The 5,303-nt window shown below is 66.7% G+C and carries 5 protein-coding genes; 2 read left to right on the plus strand and 3 right to left on the minus strand.

Annotated elements, in window-relative coordinates; translation table 11 throughout:
• Positions 1 to 30: 30 nt before the first annotated feature.
• From QCD75_RS21545 to QCD75_RS21555, 3 genes are all read right to left on the minus strand, one after another.
• On the minus strand, positions 31 to 1,467 hold the full coding sequence (locus QCD75_RS21545) for a class II fumarate hydratase (RefSeq protein ID WP_301231565.1): 1,437 nt from the start codon (positions 1,465 to 1,467) through the stop codon (positions 31 to 33).
• A 72-nt stretch (positions 1,468 to 1,539) separates the two neighbouring features.
• On the minus strand, positions 1,540 to 2,154 hold the full coding sequence (locus tag QCD75_RS21550; protein WP_301231566.1) for a carbonic anhydrase: 615 nt from the start codon (positions 2,152 to 2,154) through the stop codon (positions 1,540 to 1,542).
• 10 nt (positions 2,155 to 2,164) lie between these two features.
• Positions 2,165 to 2,905: a DUF4245 domain-containing protein gene (locus QCD75_RS21555; protein ID WP_441005533.1), complete on the minus strand. Its 741-nt coding sequence runs from the start codon at positions 2,903 to 2,905 to the stop codon at positions 2,165 to 2,167.
• Positions 2,906 to 3,124: 219 nt separating this feature from the next.
• Between QCD75_RS21555 and glpX the strand changes: the two genes are divergently transcribed.
• Positions 3,125 to 4,147 carry a class II fructose-bisphosphatase gene (gene glpX / locus QCD75_RS21560; RefSeq protein WP_024366327.1) on the plus strand — a complete coding sequence of 341 codons (1,023 nt, stop codon included), beginning with the start codon at positions 3,125 to 3,127 and terminating at the stop codon, positions 4,145 to 4,147.
• A gap of 104 nt (positions 4,148 to 4,251) precedes the next feature.
• The gene (galE, locus tag QCD75_RS21565) at positions 4,252 to 5,226 is read left to right on the plus strand and encodes a UDP-glucose 4-epimerase GalE (RefSeq protein WP_301231570.1); all 975 of its coding nucleotides are present in this window, start codon (positions 4,252 to 4,254) and stop codon (positions 5,224 to 5,226) included.
• The last annotated feature ends 77 nt before the right edge of the window (positions 5,227 to 5,303 follow it).

The raw sequence follows: 5,303 nt of genomic DNA on the forward strand, positions 1-5,303 counted from the left end.
CGCCGGAAGGGCGCGGCGGCGGGGTGGGTGTCAGGCCTTGTGCGGCGGACGGGTCATGGACATAACGTCCAGGGCGGTGTCCAGCTGCTCCTCGGTCAGTTCGCCGCGCTCCAGGAAGCCCATGGCGACGACCGTTTCGCGGATGGTCAGGCCCTCTGCGACGGCCTTCTTGGCGATCTTCGCGGCGTTCTCGTAACCGATGAACTTGTTCAGCGGCGTGACGATCGACGGTGACGCCTCGGCGAGGAAGCGGGCCCGCTCGACGTTGGCTGTGATGCCGTCGATCATCTTGTCCGCCATGACGCGGCTGGTGTTGGCCAGCAGCCGCACGGATTCGAGCAGGTTGGCGGCCATCACGGGGATGCCGACATTAAGCTCGAACGCGCCGTTGGTGCCGGACCAGGCGATGGTGGTGTCGTTGCCGATGACCTGGGCGCAGACCATGATCGAGGCCTCGCAGATGACCGGGTTGACCTTGCCCGGCATGATCGAGGAGCCCGGCTGCAGGTCCGGGATGGCGATTTCGCCGAGGCCGGTGTTGGGGCCGGAGCCCATCCAGCGCAGGTCGTTGTTGATCTTCATGAAGGAGATCGCGATGTTGCGCAGCTGGCTGGAGGCTTCGATCAGGCCGTCCCGGTTGGCCTGGGCCTCGAAGTGGTCGCGGGCCTCGGTCAGCGGCAGCCCGGTGTCGGCGGCGAGCAGTTCGATAACCCGCTCCGGGAAACCGGCGGGGGTGTTGATGCCGGTGCCGACGGCGGTGCCGCCGAGCGGAACTTCGGCGACGCGGGGGAGCGAGGCGTTGATGCGTTCGACGCCGTACCGGACCTGGGCGGCGTAACCGCCGAATTCCTGTCCCAGGGTCACCGGGGTGGCGTCCATCAGGTGGGTGCGGCCGGACTTGACGACGTCCTTGAACTCGACGGCCTTGCGCTCCAGCGAGTCGGCAAGGTAGCCCAGCGCCGGGATCAGGTCGTTGATCAGGGCGGAGGTGGCGGCCACGTGGACCGAGGTCGGGAAGACGTCGTTGGAGGACTGTGAGGCGTTGACGTGGTCGTTCGGGTGGACCACCTTCTCGCTGCCGGCGGCTTTGAGGGCGCGGGAGGCGAGCTCGGCGATGACCTCGTTGGTGTTCATGTTGGAGGACGTGCCCGAGCCGGTCTGGAAGACGTCGATCGGGAAGTCGCCGTCGTATTTTCCGGTGGCAACCTCGTCAGCGGCATCGGCGATGGCCTGGGCGAGCTCGCCGTCGAGCACCCCCAGTTCCGCGTTCGCCTGGGCTGCAGCCTTCTTGACCCGGGCGAGGGCCTCGATGTGGGTGCGCTCCAGGGTTTTGCCTGAGATCGGGAAGTTTTCGACCGCGCGCTGCGTCTGGGCACGGTACAGGGCGTTCACGGGGACGCGGACTTCGCCCATCGTGTCGTGTTCAATGCGGAACTCTTCGGTGTTCAACTCTTCTGTGGAAGTCATGGGGCTAGCTTATTGGGCGGAGCCGCTGCATCGAAAACCGTGAAGGGTCTGCTACTTGGCCGCTGCGTGAACCTAGAGCTCGCCGATTCCGGAAACGAGGTCCGCGCGGCCATCGGCCAGGCTGTAGGCGAGCCCGATCACTGCTGCCCGTCCGCTCCCGACCGCCTCGGAAATCACCCGCGAGCTGTCCACGAGCCGCTGCGAGGTCTGTTTGACGTTTTCGACCACCATCTCGTTGACCTCGTGCTGGTTGTTGCGCAGCGAGGTCAGCACCGAGGGTGTGATGCGTTCCACGAGGCTGCGCATAAAGCCCACGGGCATCTCTCCGGTCTCCATCGCGTTCTTGGTGGCCGTGACCGCCCCGCAGCTGTCGTGCCCCAGGACGACAATCAGCGGCACCGAGAGAACGCTGACGCTGTATTCGAGCGAGCCGAGCACGGCGTCGTCGATCACATGGCCCGCGGTGCGGACCACGAAAGCGTCGCCCAGGCCCAGGTCGAAGATGATTTCGGCGGCCAGCCGTGAGTCGGAGCAGCCGAAGATCACCGCGAAGGGGTGCTGGTTCTCCACCAGGGACGAGCGCCGGGACGCGTCCTGGTTGGGATGGGACGACTTGCCGGAGACGAAGCGTTCGTTGCCCTCGCGGAGACGGCGCCAGGCAAGGGCGGGAGTGAGATAAGTGGCCACGGCCTATACCTTACGGTGAAGGGGTGGCGGAGGGCGAAACTGTTGCTCCCGGGGTGCTCCCCGGTGACGCGCTGCCGCCGGGCGTGCGGGAACCGCTCTCGAGATCCTTGACGACGGCGGCTGCCAGCGCCGTGAATTCGTCCAGCTGGGCGGGCCCGGTGAGGATGACGGTGGAGCCGATGGCGTCGAGAAGCACCATGCTCTTCTCCCCCTTGCCCGTGTCGCGAAGTTCCCACTCACGCCCGCCCGCGCTGCGGGTGCCGGTGACGGGCGCGCTCTTCACCTGCTGCAGCAGCCAGGTGGGATTGGACTGCCGCGTCTGCACCAGGGCGATGAAGGATTCCTTGGGGGTAAGGTAGCCGACCTCCCAGGTCGGGACGCCGCTGCCCGTGCCGGATTCCCACCGGGCGTAATTTGCGCGGAATGTGTCGCCGGTATCCGGGGCTGCCGGTGTGAATCCCGCCACACCGGCCGCGTTCTGCGCCACGGAGCCGACGTTGATGTTGGGCCGGTAGCCGTCGGTCTTGGGGGACGGGTTCATCAGGACGATCGGCAGGAAAGCAGCGATGCTCACAACCAGGGCGATGATCATCCCGATCACCGAGGCGTTCGCGCGCTTGGCCGCTCCGGCGCTCAGGACGGGCTTGACGGGCGGCTCGCCGGAAGACTCCTGGCCGGACGTGCCGGCAGGGGAAGCTGGGGCGGCGGGGGGCGTTTCCTGCAATTCACTCACCCCTCTATAGTCGCCCATTCCGGGCCGATCTCACATTCGGCGGGGCCCGGCGGGAGAGGTTGGAGCCGGGGCCGGGCCGTTTCACGGAATGGTCATTCCAAGACGCGGCTTTCCTCCGCGACTATGATCAGTTACAGACGAGATCACAAACCAACGAATCACCGCGACGGAGCGATCCTGTCCGTTCGGATTCAATGATCCCCACTCGAAGAAGAGGTTCACGTGACACCAGCGCCAATGACCCAGAAGTACTCCACGCTTTCCCCGTCGCTCGCCGTCGGCATCGACGAGCCGGACCGCAACCTTGCTCTGGAACTGGTCCGCGTCACCGAAGCCGCCGCCATCGCCGGAGGCCACTGGGTCGGGTTCGGGGACAAGAACAAGGCCGACGGCGCCGCCGTCGACGCCATGCGTTCCTTCCTGCAGACCGTTCACTTCAACGGTGTTGTTGTCATCGGTGAAGGCGAGAAGGACGAAGCCCCGATGCTTTTCAACGGCGAAAACGTCGGCGACGGCACCGGTCCCGAATGCGACGTCGCCGTCGACCCCATCGACGGCACCCGGCTGGCAGCACTGGGCATCAACAACGCCCTCGCCGTCCTCGCCGTCGCCGAGCGCGGTTCCATGTTCGACCCCTCCGCGGTCTTCTACATGGAGAAGCTCGTAACCGGACCTGAGGCCGCCGACATGGTCGACCTGCGCCTGCCGGTCAAGCAGAACCTGCACCTGATCGCCAAGGCCAAGGGCGTCAAGGTCAACCAGCTCAACGTGATGATCCTGGACCGGGACCGCCACCGGGGGCTCGTGGAGGAAATCCGCGAAGCCGGTGCCCGCACCAAATTCATCATGGACGGCGATGTTGCCGGAGCAATCGCTGCCGCGCGTGCCGGCACCGGAGTTGATGCCCTCATGGGTATCGGCGGCACGCCGGAAGGCATCGTCTCAGCCTGCGCCATCAAGTCCCTCGGCGGCGTGATCCAGGGCCGGCTGTGGCCCACCAGCGACGACGAGAAGCAGAAGGCCATCGACGCCGGCCACGACCTGGACCGTGTGCTGTCGACCAACGACCTCGTCTCCAGCGACAACTGCTACTTCGCGGCCACGGGCATCACCGACGGTGACCTGCTCAAGGGCGTGCGTTACTCCAAGGACAAGGTCCTCACCCAGTCCATCGTGATGCGTTCCAAGTCCGGGACCATCCGTTTCGTGGACGGCGAGCACCAGGCCAGCAAGTGGGAAGGCTACGCCCGCAAGAGCTAGCACCTGCCGCACTGGAACACCCGGAACCCCGGGCGCGCAACCCCCCCCCGGGTACCGCGTTTCCGGGCGGGTTGCGGACCGGTGGCGTTGGGTAGGGTGGAACCATGACATGGCTCGTTACAGGTGGCGCAGGATATATCGGTTCTCACGTGGTCTCCGCTTTACGCGGGGCCGGAATGCAGGCGGTGGTGGTCGATTCGCTCTCGAGCGGGCACCGCGAGTTCGTCCCGGACGACGTGCCGTTCGTGCACGGCACGATCCTCGACTCGGAGCTCGTGGCCCGCACGATGCTGGACCACGCCGTCACCGGGGTGATCCACCTGGCCGGGTTCAAATACGCCGGCGTTTCCGTGCAGGAGCCGCTGCTCACCTATGAGCAGAATGTCACCGGCACGGCGGAGCTGCTGAAGGCGATGGAGCTGGCCGAGGTCGGCAACCTGGTCTTCTCCTCCTCCGCCGCCACCTACGGCACCCCCACGGGGGACGTCGTCACGGAAGAGACCCCGACGCAGCCGGAGTCCCCCTACGGGGAGAGCAAGCTGATTGGCGAATGGCTGATCCGGGACCAGGGCAAGGCCCGGGGGCTCAAGCACACCTCGCTGCGCTACTTCAACGTCGTCGGATCCGGCTCGCCGGAGCTCTACGACTCGAGCCCGCACAACCTGTTCCCGATCGTGCTCCGTGCGCTGACGGCAGGCAAGACGCCGCGTATCAACGGCATCGACTACAACACCGCCGACGGCACCTGTGTGCGCGACTACGTGCACGTGGCCGACCTTGCGGCGTCGCACGTCGCTGCGGCCCGGGCCCTGGCCGCCGGCCGGCCGCTGGAACGCGTCTACAACCTGGGGTCCGGTGACGGGCTGTCCGTCCGGCAGATCATGACGGCGATGGCCAAGGTCACCGGCATCGACTTCGAGCCGGAGATCGGCCCCCGGCGGGCCGGCGATCCGGACCGGATCGTGGCCGACGGCACCCTGGCCGCACGCGACCTGGACTGGCAGATGCGCCACTCCGTCGAGGACATGGTCGCCAGCGCCTACGAAGCCCAGAAGCGCGCAGCCTCCACCAGGATCTAGCGCTCGCGGCCGCCTCACCCAGGGGGGCATGCCCAGTGGCCGGGCCCGGGGTTGGACATAGTGTGCTTATGTCCACG

Source organism: Arthrobacter sp. PsM3, from assembly GCF_030433895.1.
Taxonomy (GTDB): Bacteria; Actinomycetota; Actinomycetes; order Actinomycetales; family Micrococcaceae; genus Arthrobacter.